The sequence below is a fragment of the Actinoplanes sp. CA-252034 genome, assembly GCF_050956125.1.
Lineage (GTDB): Bacteria > Actinomycetota > Actinomycetes > Mycobacteriales > Micromonosporaceae > Actinoplanes.
Genome location: NZ_CP191846.1, coordinates 7,887,635 through 7,909,457 on the forward strand (window position 1 = coordinate 7,887,635; position 21,823 = coordinate 7,909,457).

A 21,823-nucleotide genomic window follows, 5' to 3' on the forward strand; every position below is an offset into this window, starting at 1 on the left:
GGAGGTGGCGGCATGAGACGTGTACTGCCGCCGGTGGTCTTCGGGGTCCTCGCCCTGGTCCTGTGGGAGGTCTTCGTGACTCTCGGGCGGGTCGCCCCGTTCATCCTCCCCGCCCCGTCCGCGATCGGCGCGCAGATCGCCGAACAGCGGCAGAACATCTGGGACGCCGCCCTGGCCAGCGGCGCCAACGCGCTCGCCGGGCTGATCGGCGGCACGATCCTGGCCGTGCTGGCGGCGCTGGCGGCGAGCCGGTCGAGGTTGCTGGGCGAGGTGTCGATCCCGTTCGCGGCAGTGGTCAACGCGCTGCCGATCATCGCGCTCGCCCCGATCCTCAACAACATGTTCGAGTCGACCAGCAGCATCCCCCGCCGACTGGTCACCGGCATCGTGGTGTTCTTCCCGGTCTTCCTCAACCTGCTGCGCGGGCTGCGCGAGGTGAGCCCGGTGCATCAGGAGCTGATGCGCACGTACGCCGCCTCGGGCTGGACCTTCGCCCGGAAGGTGCGGCTGCCCGGCGCGCTCCCCCACCTGTTCACCGGCCTGCGGCAGGCGTCGTCGCTGGCCGTGATCGCCGCGGTCGTCGCCGAGTACTTCGGTGGGCTGCAGGACGGGCTCGGCGCGCGGATCACCTCCGCCGCGGCGTTCACCGCCTATCCCCGCGCCTGGGCGTTCGTGGCCGGCGCCTGCCTCCTAGGACTCGCCTTCTACCTGGTCACGCTCCTGCTGGAGCGTCTGGCCATGCCCTGGAAACAACGTTTGATCAGCTAGTCAGGAGCACGCCTTGAAGCTCTCCCGGATATTCCTCGCCTCCGTTCTCGCACTCACCGCCTGCGGCACCGCCGACACCCCCGCCACCCCGGCCCCCGGCGCGAGCGGCTCCCTCACCCCGATCAAGTTGCAGCTGCAGTGGTTCTACCAGGCCCAGTTCGCCGGCTACATCGCCGCCGTGGACCAGGGCTTCTACAAGGAGCAGGGCCTCGACGTGGAGCTGCTCGAAGGCGGTGTCGACATCGTCCCGCAGGTCGTCCTGGCCACCGGCAAGGCCGACTACGCGATCGCCTGGGTGCCGAAGGCGCTCGCCTCCCGCGAGGAGGGCGTGGGCATCACCGACGTCGGGCAGATCTTCGCCCGTTCCGGCACCTACCAGGTCGCCTGGAAGGACAGCGGCATCACCAAGGCCGCCGACCTCAAGGGCAAGAAGGTCGGCAACTGGGGCTTCGGCAACGAGTTCGAGCTGTTCGCCGGCATGACCAAGGCCGGGATCGACCCGGGCAAGGACGTCACCCTGGTGCAGCAGCAGTTCGACATGCAGGCGCTGCTGAAGAAGGAGATCGACGCCGCCCAGGCGATGAGCTACAACGAGTACGCCCAGCTGCTGGAGGCGAAGAACCCGGCGACCGGTCAGCTCTACACCGCCGACGACTTCGCGATCATCGACTGGAAGGCCGAGGGCTCGTCGATGCTGCAGGACGCGGTGTGGGCGAACACCGAGAAGCTGAACGACCCGAACTACCAGGCGCAGACCGTGAAGTTCCTGACCGCCACGATCAAGGGCTGGGCGTACTGCCGGGACAACGCGGAGAAGTGCCGTGACCTGGTCGTCGCCAAGGGCTCCAAGCTCGGGAAGAGCCACCAGCTGTGGCAGATGAACGAGGTCAACAAGCTGGTCTGGCCGGCGGCCGGCGCCGGGATCGGCGTGATCGACGAGGCGGCCTGGAAGCAGACCGTCGAGATCTCGCAGACCACGAGGAACCAGACCGGTGACACGGTGCTGAAGGCCGCCCCGGCGGGCCTGGCCTACACGAACGACTACATCAATCAGGCGATCGAGCAGGCCAAGGCCGCGGGTGTGGACGTGACGGGCTCGGCGTTCCAGCCCGCCACGGTGACCCTCACCGAGGGTGGTGCATGAGCTAGACCGGAATGAGACGGGCCGCGAGGGCGACAGCTGTCAGGTCGCCCTTGCGGAGCTTCTCGGCGGCGTCGGTCTCGCCCAGGCCCTCCAGCCGGACGGCTGACGCGTCGATCAGCGCGTCCTCACCGGCCAGCAGGCGGCGGGCGATCCTCGACTGGGCCGGGCTCAGCTCCGCATACGCGCATTTGTCCAGCGCCTGGACGGTCTCCTGGTCGAGGTGGCCGTCCATCGCCCGCTCGGTGACGATCTTGATGAGCCAGCTCGGCCACCAGCTGTACTTGCCGACGACCAGCCCGGACTGCATCGCCGCGGCCGGCTGATGCCCGGCCGCGAGCATCTTGACCGCCAGGTCGGCGTCGAACCGCTCCATCCGCATCGCGCCGACGAAGATCCGCAGGATCTGCTGCGTCTTGACGAACTCCTCGGCCGCGTTCGCGGCCTCACCGAGCCGGCCCTCGAGCAGATGACACAGCGCGTAGGCCTCGGTGAGCGAGAACCCGTCACCGGAGCGCTCCTCCAGCCGCGTCACCGTCTCGACGAGCCGCGCGGTGCTCTTGCGGGCGCGGTCCGCCAGCTCCTCGGCCTGCGGCTTGTTGAGGTGCCGCACCACGACGTCGGTGGCGATCTCCGCCTCCCGCCGCAGCAGCGGTGAGCCGATCTTCGGGGTGATCAGGTCCCCCATCCCCTCGGTCAGGTACGCGGTGTCGAACCGCTCGGAGGCCTCTTGGAACTGCGCCCACCAGGACGCCGGGTGTCTCCGCAATTGTTGTGTCACGCACCTAGAGTGACCTACCGATTACCCTCCGGCAAATGATTCGGCCGAGAGGAATGCGTGATCAGACTCATCGGGTTGAGCAGGCCACCCTTGACGACGGTCCGGCTCAACGGTCGGGTCAGCTCCGCCAGGCGCCGGCAGCCGTCCTCGCCGATCGCCCGGTAGGCCACCTCGGCCACCTGGTCGGTGCGGTCCTCGACGTGGGCCCGCAGCGCCACCCCGGCCTCGGTCAGCTTCCCGTCGGCGTCCATCAGGCCGCTACGGCGCAGATCGTCCTCGGCCTCCGCCCACTGCTCGGCGCTCCAACCCCGGGTGGTCCGCAGCAGGCCCGCCGGTGACGCGCCACTCGCCTCGTACATCACGATCGCGTCCAGCCCGCTGATCCCGTTGGCCAGCAGCGCCGCCACGTGCCCGTCCCCACGGAACTCGCGCAGCAGCGTCTGCGCGTGGAAGAGCACCAGGTGCGGCCGGTCCGGCCAGGGCAGCGCGGCGTGCGCGGCGAACAGCGGCCGGCCGTGCGGCAGGGTGACCGCCTTCTCCGCCGCCCGGCGGGCCAGGGCGGCCGCCTCGGCGACTTCCGGCCCGTTCACCACCTCCACACCCAGGCCGCGGGTCAGCGCGGCGTCAGCGGCGTCCAGGCGGGCCGCAAGGAGCTGCTCCGGCGACGCCTTCGACCAGACCGCCGGCAGGGCGCGGGCCACCCGGGCCGGGTTGAAGTTGTAGAAGGTGGCAGCCACGATCCCCGGCCCCACCGGGCCGAACGCGGCGCCCCGCGACCCGAAGTAGCCGTCCATCGGGCGGATCCCGAACGCCGCGTAGCGCTCCGGCGCCTCCGGGACGAAGTAGATCATCGCGTGCAGCGGCTCGGTCACCCGCCAGGCCAGACGGTACGGACTCTCGGTCACAGCTCCCACGGCAGCTCCTCGGCGTGGACGGCGTCTCCGGAGGGGACGGCCCCGGAATGGCGCGGCGCGGGTGGCGCTGCCGACACGGTATGCCAGCGGCCCGCCCGGCGGGACGCCTCACGGACCACCAGGTGCACCGGCAGCGGTGGCGGCGGGAACGGGCCGGTCCCCCACCGCACCCAGATCGCGACCCGGCCCGCGGCGGCCTCGGCCAGCAGCTTGTCGACCGTCCGCTGACGGTCGGTCCGGTCGATCTCGATCGCCAGCGGCGGGCTGCCCGGGCGGGCGCAGGCCACGTCGATGACCGAGTTGCCGCGCAACGGCGGTGGCAGCGGGAAGACGCTGGGCGCACGACGGTAGACCCGCCAGCCCTGCCACTGCGCCCACCGCTCGACCGAGTCGGCGATCCGCGTGGCGGCGTCACCCTCCGGCAGGTCGGCGAACGTCAGCTCGTCCAGCCACTCGGTGAGCGACCGGGCGGTCTCTGTTCCGTCGTCGGCCGCGCTCATCGCCGTACCTTATCGGGGGTTTTTCAGGCGGCCGCCCGCACCCGCCGGGCCGCGAAGATCTCGGTCAGCTGCTCGGGCGGCATCGGCCGCCCGAGGTGGTAGCCCTGACCGACGTGATAGCCGAGCCGGAGCAGGCGGTCGGCCTGCTCCTGGCTCTCGATGCCCTCGGCCACGGTGTCCAGGCCGAGCGCGTCGGCGAGCTGCGCCACCGCCCGGGCCACCGCCTGCCGGGCCTGCGCCGCCGGGGTGTCCGGCTCGTCCAGCTCGATGCCGTCGACGAACGACTTGTCCAGCTTGACGATCGCGGCCGGGAACGCGCGCAACAGACTCAGCGACGACTCACCGGTGCCGAAGTCGTCCAGCGCCAGCCGCACCCCCATGTCGTGCAGCTCGTGCAGCACCTCGGAGACGTGCTGGCCGCGCAGCACCGCCGACTCGGTCAGCTCCAGCACGAGAATGTTCGCGGGCAGGCCGTGGTCGGCGAGCGCGGCCGCCACGTCGGCCACGAAGTCGGGATCGTGCAACTGCCGCACCGACACGTTCGGGGCGGCCTTGTCCAGCACCTCCGGGCCGAACTCGGCGATCCACGCGGCCGCCTGCCGGCACGTCTCGCGCAGCACCCAGCGGCCCAGCGGCACGATGAGGCCGGTCCGCTCGGCGGCCGGGATGAAGTCGGCCGGCGACACCAGGCCGCGTTCCGGGTGGTCCCAGCGGACCAGCGCCTCCACCCCGACGATCCGGCCGTCGTCGAGCGCGACGATCGGCTGGTAGACGAGCCGGAACTCGCCCGCGTCCAGGGCCCGGCGCAGGTCGCCGCCGAGCCGGGCGTGCGCCGACTTCGGGCGCTCCATGCCCCAGGCGTACCGGACCCAGTTGGCGCGGCCCCGCTCCTTCGCGGCGTAGAGCGCGGCATCGGCCTGGCGCAGCACGTCGCTGGCCGAGGTGTCGGGCGGGGCCGTCGCCAGCCCGGCGCTGAACCTCACCAGCAGCCGCTGCTCACTGATCGGCACGACGGTCGCGGCGGCGATCCGCTCGGCCACCTCCTCGCCCCGCACGCCGCCCGGCACCAGCACCGCGAACTCGTCACCGGCCAGCCGGGCCACCTCGGCGCCGGGACCGGCCGCAGCCCGCAGCACCTGCGCGAACGCGACCAGCAGCGCGTCACCCGCGTCGTGGCCGAGCGAGTCGTTGACCGTCTTGAACTCGTCCAGGTCGGCCAGCAGCACCGTCGCCGGGCCGGCCTCCAGAGCCCGGTCCAGGGCATACCGGAACAGGGCACGGTTGGCCAGACCGGTCAGCTGGTCGTGGGTCGCCTCGTGCCGCAGCAGCGCCTCCGACTTCTGCTTCTCCCGCAGCAGCCCGGCGTTCTCCCGGTAGACCACGTACTGCCGCAGCGCCACCAGCGCGGTGACCACCACCGCGGCCAGCACCACGGCCCGGCCCTCCCAGACGCCCGGCGCCCAGTGCCACGGGCGGATCAGCACGTCCGCGACCGGTACGTCGACGGCCAGCACCGCCAGGTACGGCAGCCACACGTTGCTCCCGCCGCTCTCCCGCGGGTCGTCGACGGCGGCCAGCTGGCGGCGCGCGCCGAGCGCGATCAGCAGGCCGCTGGCCGGCATGCACACCGCCTGGCCGGGCAGGATCCCGTGGTAGCCGCCGAGCACCGCCAGCAAAGCCACCCCGGCCGCGATCAGGCCCGTGGAGGCGACCAGCCGCATCGCCCGGCGGTCCACCGGGCCACCCGCTATGTACGACACCTTGGTGATAGACCCGGCCGCGAACAGGCACGCCAGCAGCAGCACCACGAGCGCCGACGGAGTCCACGGCTCGGGCGCCCAGAACATCGGTGAGATGCCGAAGTGCCACAGCACGGTGGCACACCCGAGGAACGCGATGGTCCGGTCCAGCCACTGCTTCCCACGCTCGTACCAGGTCGTCACTCCGAGCGGGACCTGGGCCACACCCCACATCGCGACCAGCACCCCGGCACCGATCAGGGCGGCGCCGAGCGGGGGCATCGCGGGCAGCTCGGGCGCCTGCCGGAACGCGTCGAACGCCAGCACCGAGAACCCGGCCGCGAACAGGAAGCAGCAGATCTCCAGCAGCAGCCAGAACCGGCGGCCCGACGGAGCCAGCGACGCCGAGCGGAGCAGCGTGTGCACGGCCAGCCCGCCCACGCTCATCGACAGCGGCATGAACAGGTAGCCGATCGCCACGGTGCCGGGCGCCATGGCCGTCCACAGCAGGAACCAGAGCGTGCCGAGCAGACAGAGCAGGGCGGCCGACACGACGTGACGCCTCATGACGTCCACGCCCGGCTACGCTGCTTCTCCTCGTACATCAGCAGGTCGGCGGTGTTGAGCAGATGGTCGCCGCCGCCCGCCGGGCCGGTCGCCGCACCGATGCTCGCGCCCACCGTCACCTCCCGGCCGTCGATCACGGCCGGAGTCGCGAACCGGGCCCGCATCCGCTCCACCATCCGGTCCGCCGCGGGCCGGTCGTCGCCGGTCAGCACCGCGAACTCGTCGCCGCCCAGCCGGGCCGGCACGTCGTCCGGGCCGGCGCAGTCGCGCAGCAGGTCCGCCACATGTCTCAGCACCGCGTCGCCGGTCGCGTGCCCGTACGTGTCGTTGATGCCCTTGAAGCCGTTGAGGTCGATCAGCAGCACGGTGGCGTCGGCCGGGCACGCCTCCATCGCCGCGGTGAACCCGCGCCGGTTCGCCAGCCCGGTCAGATCGTCGTGGCCGGCCTGATAGCGCAGGCGCTCGTGCAGCTCCCGTGACTCGGTGACGTCCCGCGAGTTGCACACCACGCCGTCGATGCCGGGCTCCCCCGTCAGGTTCACCGCCACCACCTCCAGCCAGCGCCACGATCCGTCGGCGTGCCGGTAACGGCCCTGGAAGGTCATCTCGACCCCCGGCTTCGCGTACAGCTCGTCGAGCCCGGCCGCCAGCCGCGCCCGGTCGTCGCGGTGCAGGATGTCCAGCGAGCACCGGCCGAGGGCCTCCTCGACCGGAAATCCGAGGATCCGCTCGACGGCCGGGCTCACGTAGAGGAACCCGCCGGCCGGATCGGCGATCGAGATGATCTCCGAGGAGTGCTCCAGCAGGGACGTGAGGCGCTGCTCCCGGTGCCGGATCTCGCCGACCAGCGAGTCGTTCTCGTCCAGCGCCAGCACCTGCCGGGCGATCACCAGGCCCACGTTGACCAGCAGACCGGCCAGCGCGCCCCACGCCGACACGCCCAGTCCCCGGTCGGCCAGCACGAACACCAGCGCGACCGCGCAGACCAGGGTGCCGGCGTACGGGAGGACGCTGTACCGCCGTCGCCGGTCGAACCACTCCCGCCCGTCCAGGCCGTCCACGCCGTCCAGCAGTTGCAGCCGCGGACCGGCCAGCACCAGGAAACACGGGAAGATCGTCAGGGCCATCTGCGCGCCGCTGCCGGGCACACTGCCACTGGGCAGCAGCACGCTCGCCGCCGCCAGGCCGATCGAGGCGGTGATCATCGGGACGGCGGCGGCCCGGCTCATCGGCGACACCCCGGTCAGACCGGAGCGGATCCCGGCGAAGACGGCGCACAGCACCACACCGCAGCCGAACAGGGCCAGGAAGAGCGCCGCGGGGCCGGCCTCGGCCATCCCGGGCCGGGTCATCAGGCACCAGGCCACCACGGCCGAGGCGGACATCAGGATCGCGGCGTCCAGCAGCAGACGGGTCCGCTCGCGGCGCGACCGGCTCGCCACCCGTTGTGGCAGCAGCAGGCCGACCAGCATCACCAGGACGCCCAGCATCATCGTCGCCGACTGCGCCGGATGGAACGCGAGGCGCTGGATGCCCGGATCGGTGACGACCGTGACCAGTTGCACCAGGTCGCCGGCGAGGAACAGCAGCCCGGCCGCCCCGGTGGCGCCCCAGAAACGGCGCGCGTGCGACGGCAGGCCCGGGACCCGGCACACCCGGAGGGCCAGCCAGGTGAGCGCGAGATCCAGGACCGGGCCGACGATCGCGCCGGCGATCAGCTGGGCGCGGGGCGTCCCCACGTCCAGTAGGAAGGCCCCGACCACGACCACGGCCGACACGGCGACCGTGATCAGTACCGGATCACGCCACGAACCGGCGCGTACCGCTGGTGGCATGCCACTCTCCGTCCTGCTCCGGTCCCTCCCCGCCAGCAATCGGCCGATGGGCTCCGGGTCTTAGTCTTTGAACGCCGACGACCGGCACGCCCCGGCTTGTCATGGCGGGTGGGGCGTACCGGTCGCCGGGGGTCTGTCAGTCGTCCTCGGACTCGGACGGCTCGGGGGACCCGGTGGGCTCGCCGGAGTGGGACGGCTCGGCGGACTGGGACGGCTCGGCGGACTGGGACGGCTCGGCGGAGTCGGACGGCTCCGGAGTCGGCGTCGCGGTGGGGGACGTCGAGGCGGTGGGGGTCGGCACCGGGGCCGGCTTCACCTTTCCGGACGCCTGGATCCTGGCCACGGTGTAGGCGGTGTCGACCCGCGTGCCGGTGACCGACACCTTCAGGCCGGCGGCGAGGCCGTCCAGCTTGACCTTCCTGCCGTTCAGCACGATCCGCGCGCCGGAGGCGACCTTCATCGTCACGGTCCTGCCGCGTACGTCTCTGGTCCCGCCGCGGGCGGCGACCGTGAGCGTCCCGGCGGCCGTGTCGACGGCGGTGACCGTTCCGCTGGCCTGGAACGGCGCCTTCCTCACGGGCTTCGCCGGCTTTCCGGGAGCCGGCTTTCCGGGAGCCGGCTTCTTGGCGGCCTGCACGTCCGCGGCGGTCGTCGACGGGCCCTGGGCATAGGCGGCCACGCCGGTCACAGCGGTCGGAACGACGACCGCCACGGCCAGAGCGACGGCTGCGGCACTACGGCGCATACGCATTCGGGAGGACTCCTCAACTCGGGGGTGATGTCATCGTTCGCCCGCCCGGGTTCAGTCCGGTGCGCCTCCGGTTGCGGATCGGTTGCCACGGGATTTCTCACCGAGGGTGAGATGCGCCGCGCCCCGCGAATCCGGGAGTTGACATGCTGTGCCGGACTGGGCGAATGTCCTGGGATGCACGAAGTTTGGCCGGACTCGGGAGTGCTGCTCGCCTCGCGGTACCGCCTCGTCACCCTCCTCGAGACCGGTGGCATGGCGCAGGTCTGGCGAGCCACCGACGAGCTGCTGGACCGGCCGGTGGCGGTCAAGTTGCCGGCCGGAGACACCCGTGCCGCGCACATGGCCTGGCGGGAGGCGCGGCTCGCGGCCCGGCTCTCGCACCCGGGCATCGCCGCTGTCCACGACTACCGTGAGGCGGTCCGCCCGGACGGCTCGGTCGCCCCCTTCGTGGTGATGGAGCTGCTCAGCGGCGAGACGGTCGCGGCCCGGCTGTGCGACGCCGACGGCCCGGTGCCGTGGGGCGAGGCGGTGTCGATCGGGGCGGCCGTGGCCGAGGCGCTGGCCGCCGCCCACGCCGCCGGGGTGGTCCACCGCGACATCAAGCCCGGCAACGTGATGCTGTGTCCCGGCGGGGTCAAGCTCCTCGACTTCGGGATCAGCGCCGCCGCCGGCGAGCCCGACGACGACGACACCGGGGTCAGCTTCGGCACACCCGCCTACGCCGCGCCCGAGCGGCTCGACGGCAAGCCCGCCGAGCCGGCCACCGATCTGTACGGGCTGGGCGTGCTGCTGTTCGAGATGGTGACCGGCGATCCGCCGTACGACGTCAACACCTGGGAGGAGCTCGCCGCCGCGCAGGCGCACGGGCCCACCCCGCTGCCGGAGACCCTGCCGGCCCGGCTGCGCGAGCTGATCCTGCGCTGCCTCGACGACAATCCGAGCCGCCGCCCCACCGCCGCCCAGGCCCGCCGCGTGCTCACCCGGCTCGTCCCGTCGGCCCCGGCCCGTCTCACCATCCCGCTGCCCAAGCCACCGCCGACCGGACACGCCAAGGTGCTGCCCGCCCCGCCGCGGGTCACGTCCCCCGGCGCCCGGCGGGTGGCGTTCGCCGCCGCGCTGGCCGGGGTCGCCGCCATCGTCGTGGCGGTCCTCTACGCCGCCACCACTCCCGACGATGCGGTCGAGCTCGCCCAGCCGCCGGCCTCGTCACCCACGACGGCCCGCACCGAGTCGGCGGGTCCCACCGAGAAGGCCGAGCCCAGCATCTCGGTCGCGCCGCCGCCGTCCCCACCCGAGCCGAACAGGGTCACCCCCACCGACCCGGTGCTGACCGTCGAGGCCGCCCTGACCCGCGTCCAGGCCACGGTCGAGAAGGGCGAGCAGTCCGGGGGGATCCGCCCCGACGTGGCCCTCGACTTCCAGAATCTGCTGCGCCTCATCGACCCGGCCGCCGACGACGTCACCGACCAGGTCGACGAGTTGCTCGACAAGGTCCGCCAGCGCGTCAACGAGCGCGGCGTCACCCCGGAGCAGGCCACGCTGCTGCGCGAGCGCCTCAACGACCTCCGGACCGCCTCGACCTCCTGACCACTCCCCGGCGGACGGCGGGGTGACGGTGGGCGGCGGCTTCCGCCCGGCGGGCGCGCTGGCGGGCGGGACCCACCGCCTGCGCCGCGGTGTGGCCACGGGCGCCGGCGTACGGCGTACCCCTTGAAAGGGTTAAGCGGAACCGCGCAGGATCAGGCGGGTGGGCAGCACCGTCTCGAAGTCGGAGGGCTCGTCGCCGTCGATCTTGGCGAGCAGGAGGCGGACCATCTCCTGGCCCATCTGCTCGATCGGCTGGTAGACGCTGGTCAGCGGGGGGTCGGTGTGCCGGGCGACGACCGAGTCGTCGAAGCCCACGACGGCGACGTCCTGGGGGACGCGGCGGCCGGCGCGGCGCAGCACACGCAACGCGCCCGCGGCCATCATGTCGGAGGCGGCGAAGACCGCGTCGATCTGCGGGTACTGCTGGAGCAGCCACTCCATCGCGGCGGCGCCGGAGAGCTCGCCGAAGTCGCCGCGGGCGGCCGGGCCCTCGCCGACGACGTCGCGGTAGCCGTCGTAGCGGGCGATGCCGACGGCCATGTCGAGCGGGCCGGTGATCGTGGCGATGCAGCGGCGGCCCTGGTCACGGAGGTAGGCGGCGGCGGCGCGGGCACCGGCGCGGTTGTCGGCGTCGACGAAGCTGACCGGCTCCGGGTGATAGGGCCGCCCGGCCCGGACGGTGGGGACGCCACGCTCCTCCAGGATGGCCGGGAGCGGGTCGTCGCCGTGCAGCGAGAGCAGCAGCGCGCCGTCGACGTGCTGGCGGGTGAGGTAGCCCTCGAGCTGGCGGCGCTCCTCGGGGGCCTGCGCGATCATCAGGACCATCTGCAGGTTGCGCGCCACCAGCACCGACGAGATGGACTGCACGATGCGGCCGAAGAAGGGCTCGGCGAAGAACCGCTCACCGGACTCGAAGATCACCAGGGCTATCGAATCGGTTCGCTGAGTCACGAGCGCGCGCGCCGCCCGGTTGGGGACGTAGCCCAGGGCGTCGATGGCCTCCTGGACGGCTTCCCGCGCTTTGGGACTGACCTGGGCCGATCCGTTCACCACTCGGGACACGGTGCCACGGCCGACGCCGGCCCTGGCCGCGACCTCTTCGAGAGTCGGCCGCCCGGTAGCGCGGCTCCGATCTTGATTCATCGCTGAACCGTCCTTTCCGCGACCGACCCACGGTACACGTGCGGCCTGCGGCTTTCCAGGGTGGTGGCGGCGCTGCGGCAGAGTTGTCCGGGTGAGACCTCACCGCATCACGGTCCTGGTGCTGCCGGGCGCCGCACCTCTGGACGTCGGGATCAGCGCGCAGATCTTCGCGCCGAGACACGGCCTGCCGTACGACTTGCGGCACTGTTCGCTGGTGGCCGGCCCGGTCAAGGGGCGCGACGGGCTAGGTTTCGTGGTCGAGCACGGCCCGGAGGCCCTCGACGACGCGGACACCGTGATCGTGCCCGGCTACAACACTCCGCTGCAGCCGCTGGACCAGCGTGTCCTCGACGGGTTACGGGACGCGGCGTTCCGTGGCGCGCGGATGGTGTCGATCTGCACGGGCGCGTTCGCACTGGCCGCGGCCGGGATCCTGGACGACCGGCGGGCGACGACGCACTGGTCGATGGCGCCGGTGCTGGCCCGGGAGTATCCGAAGGTCACCGTCGATCCGGGAGTGCTGTTCGTCGACGAGGGGACGGTGCTGACCTCGGCGGGGGTGGCGGCCGGGATCGACCTGTGCCTGCACCTGATCCGGCGCGACCACGGGGTGCAGGCGTCCAACGACGTGGCCCGGCGGATCGTGGCCGCCCCGTACCGCAGTGGTGGCCAGTCGCAGTTCGTGCCCCGTACCGTGCCGGAGCCGTTGGGTGAGGTGTTCGCCGCGACCCGCGAGTGGGCCCTGCGCCGGCTGGGCGAGCCGATCGGGGTCGCCGACCTGGCCCGGCACGCGGGTGTGTCGACCCGCACGTTCGCCCGCCGGTTCGTCGAGGACACCGGGTACACGCCGATGCACTGGATCCTGCGGGCCCGGATCGACCTGGCGCGTTCGCTGCTGGAGGCCAGCGCCCTGAGCGTGGAGCAGGTCGCCGGCCGGGTGGGTCTGGGCACCGGCGCGAACCTGCGGCTGCACTTCCAGCGGATCCTGGACATGACGCCGACCGAGTACCGCCGTGCGTTTGGCGGAAAGCTTGCGGGATCCGGCGCTGCACCGCCTGCTTCCCGGCCGGCGAACGGCGAAGAATCATCGACATGAGAGCTGCTATCAACGGCTTTGGCCGTATCGGTCGAAATGTCCTCCGTGCTGCCGCGGGCCGGGACGGCGATCTCGAGATCGTCGCGATCAACGACCTGACCGACGCCCGGACTCTCGCGCACCTGCTCCGCTACGACAGCACCCTGGGCCGCTTCCCCGGCACCATCGAGGTGGCGGACGGTCATCTGATCGTCAACGGTCACAAGATCGCCGTGACGGCCGAGGCCGACCCGGCCCGGCTGCCCTGGCAGGACGTCGACGTCGCCATCGAGTCCACCGGCCGGTTCACCGCCGGCGCCGGCGTGCACGTCACCCGGAAGGTCCTGGTCACGGCCCCGGCGAAGGGCGCCGACGTGACCATCGCCTACGGCCTGAACCACGACGCGTACGACCCGGACCGCCACCGCGTCGTCTCCAACGCCTCCTGCACCACGAATGCCCTCGCCCCCGTCGCGTCCGTGCTCGACGACCTGGCCGGCATCGAGGCCGGCTCGATGACCACGGTGCACGCCTACACGCAGGAGCAGAACCTGCAGGACGGCCCGCACCGCGACCTGCGCCGGGCACGTGCCGCCGGCGTCAACATCGCCCCGACGACCACGGGCGCGGCCACCGCGATCGGCGCCGTCCTGCCCCGGCTGAACGGGAAGCTGTCCGGCTACTCAGTGCGGGTCCCCGTCCCGGTCGGCTCGCTCGTCGAACTGAACGCCCTGGTCAGCCGGGACGTGACGGTCGCGGAGATCAACGCGGCGTTCGAGGCGGCGGCGTCCGGCCCGCTGCGCGGCGTGCTCGAGTTCTCGGCCGACCCGCTGGTGTCGTCGGACATCACCGGCAACCCGGCGTCCTCGATCTTCGACTCGCTGCTGACCGCCACGAACGGCCGGCTGGTCAAGGTCGTGGCCTGGTACGACAACGAATGGGGCTTCGCGAACCGGGTCGTCGACACATTGACGCTCCTGGCCCGTTAACCTGTGCGGATGGCGGTCACCCTGGCGGATGTTGCCCGGCTCGCCGGGGTCTCCCCGGCGACCGTCTCCCGCGTCATCAACGACAGTGCGAAAAAGGTCAACGAGGACCTGCGGGAGCGGGTCCTCGCGGCGGTGCGCCAGCTGCACTACGTGCCGAACGCGCACGCGCAGAACGTGGCGCGCCCCCGGAAGTCCGCGGTCGGCGTGATCGTCCACGACGTCTCCGACCCGTATTTCGCCGAGATCACCCGCGGCCTGCAGCGGCAGGCCGGCGCCCACGACCGGCTCCTGGTGATCTGCAACAGCTACCGGGAGCCGGAGCGTGAGCTGGCGTATGTCGGCCTGCTGCGCGCCCAGCAGGTGCACGCGCTGATCCTGGCCGGGTCCGGCTACCACGACGACGAGTTCACCGAGCGGCTCAACGGCGAGCTGGGGGCGTACCAGCAGGCCGGCGGGCGAGTCGCCGTGATCGGCCGGCACCGCCTGGTCGGCACCGCGGTCCTGCCCGGCAACGAGGCCGGCGCCCACGAGCTGGGCCTGCGCATCCTCGAGCTGGGTCACCGCGAGATCGGCGTGATCGCCGGCCCGCGCTACCTGACCACGACGACCGACCGGCTCACCGGTTTCCGCCGCGCGTTCGCCGACACCGGCGTCGACCTCCCCACGTCGAGGCTCATCTACTCCGACTTCACCCGCGACGGCGGCGCCGCCGCGGCCGGCACCCTGATGGACGCGCAGCCCGGCCTGACCGCCCTGATCACCCTGAACGACTCGATGGCCGTCGGCGCGATGGCCACCCTCCGCGAGCGCGGCATCCGGGTCCCCGACGACGTCTCGGTCACCGGTTTCGACGACATGCCGATCGCCCGCGACGTCACCCCCGCCTTGACGACGGTCCGGTTGCCGCTCGTCGAGATGGGCGAGCGGGCCATGGCCCTGGCCCTCGACGACGACCACATCCCCCACGCCGAGCCCGCCGACGCCACCCTGGCGTGGCGCGCCTCATGCGTACCCCCGCCGCGCTGACGCCTCGCGACACCGACCCGGCCACCGCACCCGACGGCCGTCGCCGCTCCCCCACGCCGACCCGGCTTCCGCTACCCGACGGGCCTCGCGATGGTCCGCTTTTTCATTTGATACGGCCACCCATGCTCCGGTTCACGCAAGAGGCATCCCCGCCGCGCTCAGGATTCGGGTTCGGTCCACCGCTTGAGCACAGTGACCGGTCCCGGCCCGCTCGGCCACAGTTGAATCAGCACGCGCTCGGTCGTGCCGGGATCGTCGTCCGAGTCGACACCCGCGCGCCAGGCGGCCTCCAGGTTCGACAGGGAGACCCTGATCCGTGTCCACCCGCCCGGAACGTCGAACCCCGCAGCATCCTCCACACCGTCCGTGCACCCGAGCACGAGGACCCGTCCACTCCCGACCTCGAACGCGCCCTCGACCACATGATCGAACCCGCCGGGATCGACATCCGGCGCCGTCTCCAGGACGTCCACGGTCACCTCCACGAACACGTCGACCGCCGTCCCCACGCCGGCCACCCCGTCAGCGACGGCCAACCGGTCGGCGGCCGCGCCCTCTGTCCACGCCTCCCCGAGATCGCCTCCGTGAACCGGATCAGTGACATGGATCTGGTGATAGTCGGCGAAGAGCCGCAGTACACGGGCCATCCGAAGATGATCCGTCACGCGTCGACGTGGTTGCGCTCGCCATCCGGATCGAACACCGCGATCACCTCGGCCGGACCGCCCCGAGCCCCGAACGCGTGCGGAGTCATCGTCGAGAAGGACGCCGCCTCCCCCTCGTGAACGAGCACCTCCCGCTCCCCGAGCAGCAACTCGATCGTCCCCGACAGCACCGTGAACCAGTCCCGCCCCGGATGCACCCGCTGATCCTCGGCCCGCCGCGAAGCCGGCCGGCTGACCCGGATCCGCGCGACGGTCAGCCCGGTACGACCGTCCTCCCCGCTGAGGACCCAGGTGGTCATCCCGCGCTCAGGATGATGATGAGGCTTGATGACGACAGCGTCCCCCGCGGTCTCGACGAGCTGGTCGAGGCTGGCCCCCAGCGCCCGGGCGATGGCCGTGAGCTGGTCGAGCCCGATCCGCCGATGCCCCGTCTCGATCCGGCTCAACGTCGACGGACTGAGAAAGCACCGCCCCGCCAGCTCGTCGAGCGACCAGCCCCTGGCGATCCGCAGCCCCCTGATCCGGGCCCGCACGATCGCATCCACCTCAGCATCTTGCGTCATACGCAAGATTGTATGCGCTAGCCGCAATCACGACCTACAGTCGTTCCCATGGCAAACGCTCACCACACCGCCGGCCCGCACCTCCACACGAACCACGGCGACCCCACCCCCGACGCCGTCACCCCCGGCGACCCCACCGCCCCGGCCATCACAGCCACGGTGACCCGACCGCCGACGCCACCAACCTCGGCGGCGATAAGCCGGCGCACGGAAAGGGCAACGGCCACGGCCAAGAGCACGGCCACAGCGACGGGCACGGCCACGGCGAGGGGCACGGGCACGGCGAAGAGCACGGCCCCGCCCACGGGCACGGCCACGGCCACGGCCACGGTGACGGGCACGGGCACGGGCACGATGACGGCCTTCAGGAGATGCTGGATCTGGACGCCGAGGTGACCGCCGGCCAACTGGCCGAGCTGACCGCCCGCATCGCCGAGCTGGCCGGCGACCATCCGGTCCGCGACGTCCTGGACATCGGCGCCGGCACTGGAACCGGCACGTTCGCTCTGCTCCGCCGCTTCCCTGAGGCGACGGTGACCGCGATCGACACGTCCGACGAGATGCTGCGGCACCTGCACGAGAGCGCCACCCGCCACGACGTGGCCGACCGGGTCCGCCCGCTCCGCGCCGACCTGGACGAGGCATGGCCCGCCATCGGTCACGCCGATCTGGTGTGGGCTTCGTCGTCGATGCACCACATGGCCGACCCGGACCGGGTGCTCCGCGACATCCACGCCACGCTCCGCCCGGGCGGCCTCCTGGCCATGATCGAGATGGAGCAGATGCCGCGGTTCCTCCCCGACGACCTGGGTTTCGGCCGTCCCGGCATGGAGGCCCGGTGCCACGTCCTGCTCGACGAGGCCAGAGCCGAGCACCTGCCGCACATCGGCTCGGACTGGCCGTCCCGCCTGATCGCCGCCGGCTTCACCATCCGCGAGTCCCGCGACGTGACCGTCGGCCTGCGCTCACCACTGCCGGAGACCGCGATCCGCTACGCCTACGCGACGCTGGGCCGTATCCGCTCCCGCATGGCCGACCAACTCTCCGCGGACGATCGTTCCACGCTGGACACCCTGCTGGACAAGGACGACCCGAACGCCCTGCACACCCGCTCCGACCTGCGGGTCCTCAGCACCCGCTCAGTCTGGATCGCCACTCCCCGGTAGAACCCGCCCCGGCGACCCCCGGTAGAACCCGCCCCGCGACCCGGTAGAACCCGCCCCCGCGCCCCCGGGTAGAACCCCCGCCCCCGCGACCCGGGCCGACCCCGCGACCCGGGCCGACCCCGGCGCCGCTCCGAACGAACCGGGACGGCAACTGGAAGCAGCGCGAGACGCCGGCCCCAGGACGGCATCAGCGCTGCCCCGGAGGTTGCCGGGACAGCGCTGACAGGATCCTGTCTCATCGCGACCGGTGACCGGGAAGCCCGGCCCGCGGTCGTCTCGAGACGGCAGGGTCAGGCGGTGGCGGTCTCGGCGGCCCGCTCCTCGATGATGGACTTGATCCGGTCGGCCTGGACACGGCTCTTGATCCCGGTCACGGCCTGCACCTTGTACCGGCTGAGCCGCCCGGTGCTGCGCAGATGCTCGAAGAGCTCGGCGCCGTGCATCTCGAGCAGGTCCTCGTCGCTGGCCGGGCGCACGCTCTGCGGGCGGGGCAGCAGCTCGGCCCAGGGCTGGGCGCTGCCGGGGGCGGTCATGCCGCTGAGCGCGAGCACATAGTCGCCGATGAACCGCCGGATGGTGGCCTCGTCGAGCCGGGGCGCGCTGGGCGCAAGCAGGTCGGCGAGCTCTTCGGGGTCGAGGGGCGTGCCTTCGCCGAGTTCCTCCTCGAGGGCGGTACGCAGGTCGAGCAGGGCCTTGTGCCAGGCGTCCGAGTCGACGGGGGCCACCGCCGGGGAGGGCAGGAAGTCCCGCCACGGGTAGGCCGACTCGACGTGCTCGCCGTCCAGCTCGCTGATGTACTCGTTGATGAACGTGCGGACCACGCCCTCGCCGAGCTCCTGGACTCGCGGGGCGAGTTTGCGGGCGAGCTCGGTCCGCCGCATGTAGTTCATCTCCGGCAGGTCCTCGGCGCCGATCTCCTCGGCGACCATCTTGCTGAGCCGGTCGACGGCGAGCCGCCACCAGGGCGATCCGGCGATGCTGACCGCCGGGCGGGCCCCGGTCGGGGTGGCCGCCCAGGCCGGGGCGGCGGCCGGGGCGGGGATGATCGCGGGCGCGGCGACCATACCCGGCGCGGAGCCGGCGGGGGGCGCGGTGGTGACGACCGGCGCCGGCGGGAAGGGACCGGGCCCCGCCGCACCGTCGCGGGTCACCCCGCGCTGGGCGGGAATGGGGAGCACGCCTCCACCGGCCGCGATCGTCCGTTCGACGAGGGTCGCTCGCCCGGTGCCGGTGGGCCCGGACGGAGCGTTGATGCCATTCGTGACGGGCGGCCCGTCGACCAGTGCCGACTGGTTCGCGGCCGACCGGTCGTCCACCCCGGCGGACACCGGACCGACCGGACCGGGCTCCGCCGTCCCGGCGGAGGCGATGGCGGGCTCGATCTCGGGAGCGGTGGCCGGCGACGCCGGCTGGACGAACTGAACCGGCTCCACGAACTGAACGGCCTGACCGGACGACGGCGAGCCGCCCGAGACCACCGACCCGGACGAAGCCACCGAACCGGACGAAGCCACCGACCCAGACGAAGCCACCGACCCAGACGAAGCCACTGAACCGGACGAGACCACCGAGCCGGAGGAGGCAACCGACCCGGACGAAGGCACCCCGGACGAAGGCGAGACCACCGAGCCGGACGACGACATAGCAGCCGAGCCGTCAGAGGACGGGGACAGGGACGGGGACAGGGACGGGGACAGGGACGGGGACGGAGACGGGGATGGAGACGCCGTCGAGGGCGATGCCACGACGGTGCCGAGGGACCGGGCCGACTCCGGCGACGATGGGAGTCCGGCCAGGACAGCGGCGGCCGGTGTCTCCGCGGGCGCCGGGTTCCGGACCGGGACGGCGATCCGCACCGCGCCCGGCACCAGCAGGTCCATCACCCGCTGAATGCGGGCGAGCTGCTCGATCACCTCGTCGACGACGGGCTCGCCGGCGGTGCGCGCGTCCTTGAGGAGCCGGTTGCGCCACCACGGCTTCGGGAACCGCCCGGCACTGACCCGGTGGTAGTTGACGACCATCCGCCGCACCTGGCGATCGGCCGCCATGCGTACCAGATCGGGGTCGTCGTCCGGAATGAGCCATCCCCAGCGCTCCGCGAGGCGGCGCGGGCTGTAGGCGAAGCGCCCTCGCCGCACCCGCTGCCCGGCGGCGGTCAGTGCCGCCCACCACATCAGGAAGATCATGCAGGGTACGGCCAGCCGCAGCAGTTTCTCGGTGAAGGTGACCGCGTTGCTGGCCACGATGACACCGGAGAGTCCCGCGATGAGGGCCGCGATCCACAGCATCGGCCCGGGGTGACCGGGCGTGACGATCGTCCCGTCGGGCGCGTAGGTGGACGTGCGACGGTACTGCTCGGCGGCGAGCGACGTGGCGGTGAGGAAGCAGATCTCGAACACCGCGAACACCAGCACCGCGAAGATCGGCGGCAGCCTGAGCTGGTCGATCGCGATGACCCACATGCCCTCGGCGTTGAGTAGCAGCGCCAGGTTCATGCTGAAGGCCAGCGCGATCGGCCGCAGCGGCTTCTTCGATCGTTTCGCCCAGATGCCGAAGCTGATCAGGAGCACGACGCCGAGGAGGCCGCCGGCCAGCAGGACCAGGGCGGCATAGTCCTGCCAGAAGCCGGCGACCAGGTCGTTGAACTGCTTCACGAGGTGACGCCTTTCGATGCCGGGAGGAACTCGTCGAGCGCCGCGGCGATCAGCGCGGAGCGGTTGCCGGTAGTGTGCCGTGCCGCCAGTTCGTCGATCACGGCGAGGTTGACCGGGTGGGGCCGGATGGACACCTGCACCCGGTCCTCACGATGCCGGCGGCGACCGGAGCGCTGGGTGATGAAGATGCCGTCGGACTCCGCGACGGGCTCACCGTCGCCGCCGACCACCTCGGCGAGCCGGGTGTGGGTGGCGTTGAGGGCGTCGAAGACCAGCTGGGTGTGGGAGCGGCCGGTGTCGGCGGCCAGCTCACGCAGCCGGGAGCGCACGCCGACGGGCAGGTAGACGACCACGCTGCCGCCGGCCCGGACGGCTCCACCATCGCCGTCGGTGATCGTGCGTGTGCTCCCTGGCACGGCTGGCCCTCCCCTGTGTCGATTGGTGTCGGCCGGCTTTCTACCACGTCCGCGTTACGGACTCGACCTGCCACGCGCGGGGAATGACCGCGATCCACATCAACGCGGCCCGAGGCTATCCGATCGTGCTATCCGCCAGCGATCGTGATGGTCCGCGGGTGTCGGCCGTCTCTCCGGCAGGGCCCGGCTGGCGAAGATCCATTCGTCCTTCTACGGTCGGAATCGATGGGAATCGAGCGCGGGGGAAGGGTCCGAAGGTGATGGTCTGGACGTGGGCGGCTGTCGCCGCCGCGGCTGTCGTGTTCATCCTGACGTGCATGGCGGCGGTGGCGGCCTGGCAGCGGCCGGCCCGGGCGCCCGCGGTGCCGGGTGAGGTGCAGGAGCTGCTGGCCGATGTGGACGCGGTGCGCGCCGCCGCCGACCGGGCCGCGGACGACGCCGAGGAGGCACGGCGCCGGGCCGAGCTGGCCGCCGGGGCACGTGATCAGGCGGAGGACAGGTTCCTGGAGGCCCAGTGGGAGGCCCGGGTGGCCACCGTCGACGAGACACATCTGCTGGTGCAGCGGGCGGCGCTCGCGGCGTACCGGCGTGGTGAGCTGTCGGTGGAGCAGCTGAACGGGATCTGGCATTCGGCCGGGCCACCGGCGGCGCTGCTCGACGACGGCCGGGTGCTGGCTGCCCGCCGGGCCTATGAGGCGGCTGTCGCGGAGACCGTCCAGGTCCGTGAGCAGGCGCGTGTGGCGTCGGTCGCCGCCGAGGTCCTGGTCGAGGAGGTGTGGAACGCCGAGTTCGACGCGGTGGAGGCGTGGGAGGCGCAGGAGGCGGCCCGCCCCACCCTGGACAAGCTCTTCGTCGACACCGCCCCCTCCACCGGCCACTCCGGCGAGCCGGTGGCCCTCGACCCCGAGCGACCACCACGTTCCTGATGCACTCCCCCGTAGAGCAGCGGAGGGGTCAGAGGAACCACCGGACGACGGTGACCACTCCGATCACCGACAAGACCAGCATGGTCAGGAAGATGATCCCGGCGACGGCGTCGCTGGGCGACAACGGGGGCTCGACCGCCCGGGTCGGCCCGGGCGCGGAGTGCGGGGACGCGGCCGGCGAGGAGGCGCGGTCGACCAGGTCCGCGAAGCGGGCTTCGGCGAGGGGCCCGAGACCGCGCGGTGTCTCGCCGCGCAGGGTCAGGGCACGCAACTGGTCGGAGGCGGAGCGGTAGTAGGCCTTGGCGAACGCCGTGAGCTCGGCCGGGGTGACGTCCTCGGTGAGGTAACCCCAGCGCCCGGCTTCGGCGGCGTTTCCGGTGCGGCGGTGGACGGCCGCGAGCCGGGCGCGCAGGTCCAGGTCGTAGAGGTCGGCGGAGATGAGGCTGTTGAGCCGCTGGGCGGCGAGGTGGGTGTGGCCGCGTTCGAGGTCGGCGTCCACTTTGGCCAGGACTTCGAGCTTCGCCATGCCGCCGATTCTGGTGGATGCGCACCACCGGGCAAAAGCGGGACGAGACGGAACCGGTGCGCGAAAAGGCCCGGCCATGCGGCCGGGCCCC

The 21,823-nt window shown here is 72.3% G+C and carries 20 protein-coding genes; 8 read left to right on the forward strand and 12 right to left on the reverse strand.

Annotation, left to right across the window (positions count from 1 at the left end; translation table 11 throughout):
- The first annotated feature begins 12 nt into the window (after window positions 1-12).
- Window positions 13-768: an ABC transporter permease gene (locus tag ACQPZW_RS35795; RefSeq protein WP_433790424.1), complete on the forward strand. Its 756-nt coding sequence runs from the start codon at window positions 13-15 to the stop codon at window positions 766-768.
- Between the two features lie 13 nt (window positions 769-781).
- Window positions 782-1,912, forward strand: coding sequence for an ABC transporter substrate-binding protein (locus ACQPZW_RS35800; RefSeq protein ID WP_433790425.1), 1,131 nt, complete (start codon window positions 782-784; stop codon window positions 1,910-1,912).
- A 1-nt stretch (window position 1,913) separates the two neighbouring features.
- Here ACQPZW_RS35800 and ACQPZW_RS35805 read toward each other — a convergent pair whose 3' ends face one another.
- The 6 genes from ACQPZW_RS35805 to ACQPZW_RS35830 all read right to left on the reverse strand — a co-directional run bounded on the left by ACQPZW_RS35805 (window position 1,914) and on the right by ACQPZW_RS35830 (window position 8,996).
- Window positions 1,914-2,690, reverse strand: coding sequence for a hypothetical protein (locus tag ACQPZW_RS35805; RefSeq protein WP_433790426.1), 777 nt, complete (start codon window positions 2,688-2,690; stop codon window positions 1,914-1,916).
- A 14-nt stretch (window positions 2,691-2,704) separates the two neighbouring features.
- A complete protein-coding gene (locus tag ACQPZW_RS35810; RefSeq protein WP_433790427.1) occupies window positions 2,705-3,604 on the reverse strand; it encodes an SCO6745 family protein in 900 nt (299 codons plus the stop codon).
- A complete protein-coding gene (locus ACQPZW_RS35815) occupies window positions 3,592-4,104 on the reverse strand; it encodes a hypothetical protein (RefSeq protein WP_433790428.1) in 513 nt (170 codons plus the stop codon). Before ACQPZW_RS35815 ends, ACQPZW_RS35810 begins: the two co-directional genes overlap by 13 nt.
- 23 nt (window positions 4,105-4,127) lie before the next feature.
- Window positions 4,128-6,410, reverse strand: a complete 2,283-nt coding sequence (locus ACQPZW_RS35820; RefSeq protein WP_433790429.1) for a putative bifunctional diguanylate cyclase/phosphodiesterase — start codon at window positions 6,408-6,410, stop codon at window positions 4,128-4,130.
- On the reverse strand, window positions 6,407-8,245 hold the full coding sequence (locus ACQPZW_RS35825) for a diguanylate cyclase domain-containing protein (RefSeq protein WP_433790430.1): 1,839 nt from the start codon (window positions 8,243-8,245) through the stop codon (window positions 6,407-6,409). Before ACQPZW_RS35825 ends, ACQPZW_RS35820 begins: the two co-directional genes overlap by 4 nt.
- A gap of 136 nt (window positions 8,246-8,381) precedes the next feature.
- Complete coding sequence (locus tag ACQPZW_RS35830; protein ID WP_433790431.1) at window positions 8,382-8,996, reverse strand: hypothetical protein; 615 nt, start codon at window positions 8,994-8,996, stop codon at window positions 8,382-8,384.
- 174 nt (window positions 8,997-9,170) lie between these two features.
- Between ACQPZW_RS35830 and ACQPZW_RS35835 the strand changes: the two genes are divergently transcribed.
- The gene (locus ACQPZW_RS35835) at window positions 9,171-10,583 is read left to right on the forward strand and encodes a serine/threonine-protein kinase (protein ID WP_433790432.1); all 1,413 of its coding nucleotides are present in this window, start codon (window positions 9,171-9,173) and stop codon (window positions 10,581-10,583) included.
- Window positions 10,584-10,715: 132 nt separating this feature from the next.
- On the opposite strand, the gene ACQPZW_RS35840 is transcribed toward ACQPZW_RS35835, so the two are convergent.
- Complete coding sequence (locus ACQPZW_RS35840; RefSeq protein ID WP_433790433.1) at window positions 10,716-11,726, reverse strand: LacI family DNA-binding transcriptional regulator; 1,011 nt, start codon at window positions 11,724-11,726, stop codon at window positions 10,716-10,718.
- 91 nt (window positions 11,727-11,817) lie between these two features.
- Here ACQPZW_RS35840 and ACQPZW_RS35845 point away from each other — a divergent pair, with 91 nt between their 5' ends.
- Genes ACQPZW_RS35845 through ACQPZW_RS35855 form a run of 3 tightly spaced genes read left to right on the forward strand, consistent with a single transcriptional unit; the run spans window position 11,818 to window position 14,816 of the window.
- Window positions 11,818-12,822: a GlxA family transcriptional regulator gene (locus tag ACQPZW_RS35845; RefSeq protein WP_433790434.1), complete on the forward strand. Its 1,005-nt coding sequence runs from the start codon at window positions 11,818-11,820 to the stop codon at window positions 12,820-12,822.
- A complete protein-coding gene (gene gap / locus ACQPZW_RS35850; protein ID WP_433797722.1) occupies window positions 12,813-13,790 on the forward strand; it encodes a type I glyceraldehyde-3-phosphate dehydrogenase in 978 nt (325 codons plus the stop codon). The genes ACQPZW_RS35845 and gap overlap by 10 nt, the downstream gene beginning before the upstream one ends.
- Before the next feature lie 9 nt (window positions 13,791-13,799).
- On the forward strand, window positions 13,800-14,816 hold the full coding sequence (locus ACQPZW_RS35855; protein ID WP_433790435.1) for a LacI family DNA-binding transcriptional regulator: 1,017 nt from the start codon (window positions 13,800-13,802) through the stop codon (window positions 14,814-14,816).
- Window positions 14,817-14,974: 158 nt separating this feature from the next.
- Here the strand turns inward: ACQPZW_RS35855 and ACQPZW_RS35860 are convergent, their stop codons facing one another.
- Together ACQPZW_RS35860 and ACQPZW_RS35865 are read right to left on the reverse strand one after the other, a co-directional pair.
- Window positions 14,975-15,463 (reverse strand): hypothetical protein, encoded by a 489-nt coding sequence (locus ACQPZW_RS35860; protein WP_433790436.1) that lies wholly within the window; start codon window positions 15,461-15,463, stop codon window positions 14,975-14,977.
- Window positions 15,464-15,477: 14 nt separating this feature from the next.
- On the reverse strand, window positions 15,478-16,044 hold the full coding sequence (locus ACQPZW_RS35865; protein WP_433790437.1) for a helix-turn-helix domain-containing protein: 567 nt from the start codon (window positions 16,042-16,044) through the stop codon (window positions 15,478-15,480).
- Between the two features lie 371 nt (window positions 16,045-16,415).
- On the opposite strand from ACQPZW_RS35865, the gene ACQPZW_RS35870 reads away from it, so the two are divergent.
- Entirely contained in the window at window positions 16,416-17,210 is a 795-nt protein-coding gene (locus ACQPZW_RS35870) for a class I SAM-dependent methyltransferase (RefSeq protein WP_433790438.1), read from the forward strand.
- A gap of 290 nt (window positions 17,211-17,500) precedes the next feature.
- Here ACQPZW_RS35870 and ACQPZW_RS35875 read toward each other — a convergent pair whose 3' ends face one another.
- Together ACQPZW_RS35875 and ACQPZW_RS35880 are read right to left on the reverse strand one after the other, a co-directional pair.
- A complete protein-coding gene (locus ACQPZW_RS35875; protein WP_433790439.1) occupies window positions 17,501-19,864 on the reverse strand; it encodes an MFS transporter in 2,364 nt (787 codons plus the stop codon).
- Window positions 19,861-20,280 carry a hypothetical protein gene (locus tag ACQPZW_RS35880; RefSeq protein WP_433790440.1) on the reverse strand — a complete coding sequence of 140 codons (420 nt, stop codon included), beginning with the start codon at window positions 20,278-20,280 and terminating at the stop codon, window positions 19,861-19,863. Before ACQPZW_RS35880 ends, ACQPZW_RS35875 begins: the two co-directional genes overlap by 4 nt.
- Window positions 20,281-20,537: 257 nt before the next feature.
- Between ACQPZW_RS35880 and ACQPZW_RS35885 the strand changes: the two genes are divergently transcribed.
- Window positions 20,538-21,206, forward strand: a complete 669-nt coding sequence (locus ACQPZW_RS35885) for a hypothetical protein (protein ID WP_433790441.1) — start codon at window positions 20,538-20,540, stop codon at window positions 21,204-21,206.
- 28 nt (window positions 21,207-21,234) lie between these two features.
- Here the strand turns inward: ACQPZW_RS35885 and ACQPZW_RS35890 are convergent, their stop codons facing one another.
- Window positions 21,235-21,732: a DUF6584 family protein gene (locus ACQPZW_RS35890; protein ID WP_433790442.1), complete on the reverse strand. Its 498-nt coding sequence runs from the start codon at window positions 21,730-21,732 to the stop codon at window positions 21,235-21,237.
- Between the last annotated feature and the right edge of the window lie 91 nt (window positions 21,733-21,823).

What these genes read in the sequence shown, in the direction of transcription:
- ACQPZW_RS35795 (WP_433790424.1), top strand. Translation starts at nt 13, where the DNA reads ATGAGACGTGTACTGCCGCCGGTGGTCTTCGGGGTCCTCGCCCTGGTC.
- ACQPZW_RS35815 (WP_433790428.1), bottom strand. Translation starts at nt 4,104, where the DNA reads ATGAGCGCGGCCGACGACGGAACAGAGACCGCCCGGTCGCTCACCGAG.
- ACQPZW_RS35820 (WP_433790429.1), bottom strand. Translation starts at nt 6,410, where the DNA reads ATGAGGCGTCACGTCGTGTCGGCCGCCCTGCTCTGTCTGCTCGGCACG.
- ACQPZW_RS35825 (WP_433790430.1), bottom strand. Translation starts at nt 8,245, where the DNA reads ATGCCACCAGCGGTACGCGCCGGTTCGTGGCGTGATCCGGTACTGATC.
- ACQPZW_RS35830 (WP_433790431.1), bottom strand. Translation starts at nt 8,996, where the DNA reads ATGCGTATGCGCCGTAGTGCCGCAGCCGTCGCTCTGGCCGTGGCGGTC.
- ACQPZW_RS35835 (WP_433790432.1), top strand. Translation starts at nt 9,171, where the DNA reads ATGCACGAAGTTTGGCCGGACTCGGGAGTGCTGCTCGCCTCGCGGTAC.
- ACQPZW_RS35840 (WP_433790433.1), bottom strand. Translation starts at nt 11,726, where the DNA reads ATGAATCAAGATCGGAGCCGCGCTACCGGGCGGCCGACTCTCGAAGAG.
- ACQPZW_RS35855 (WP_433790435.1), top strand. Translation starts at nt 13,800, where the DNA reads ATGGCGGTCACCCTGGCGGATGTTGCCCGGCTCGCCGGGGTCTCCCCG.
- ACQPZW_RS35860 (WP_433790436.1), bottom strand. Translation starts at nt 15,463, where the DNA reads ATGGCCCGTGTACTGCGGCTCTTCGCCGACTATCACCAGATCCATGTC.
- ACQPZW_RS35865 (WP_433790437.1), bottom strand. Translation starts at nt 16,044, where the DNA reads ATGACGCAAGATGCTGAGGTGGATGCGATCGTGCGGGCCCGGATCAGG.
- ACQPZW_RS35870 (WP_433790438.1), top strand. Translation starts at nt 16,416, where the DNA reads ATGCTGGATCTGGACGCCGAGGTGACCGCCGGCCAACTGGCCGAGCTG.
- ACQPZW_RS35890 (WP_433790442.1), bottom strand. Translation starts at nt 21,732, where the DNA reads ATGGCGAAGCTCGAAGTCCTGGCCAAAGTGGACGCCGACCTCGAACGC.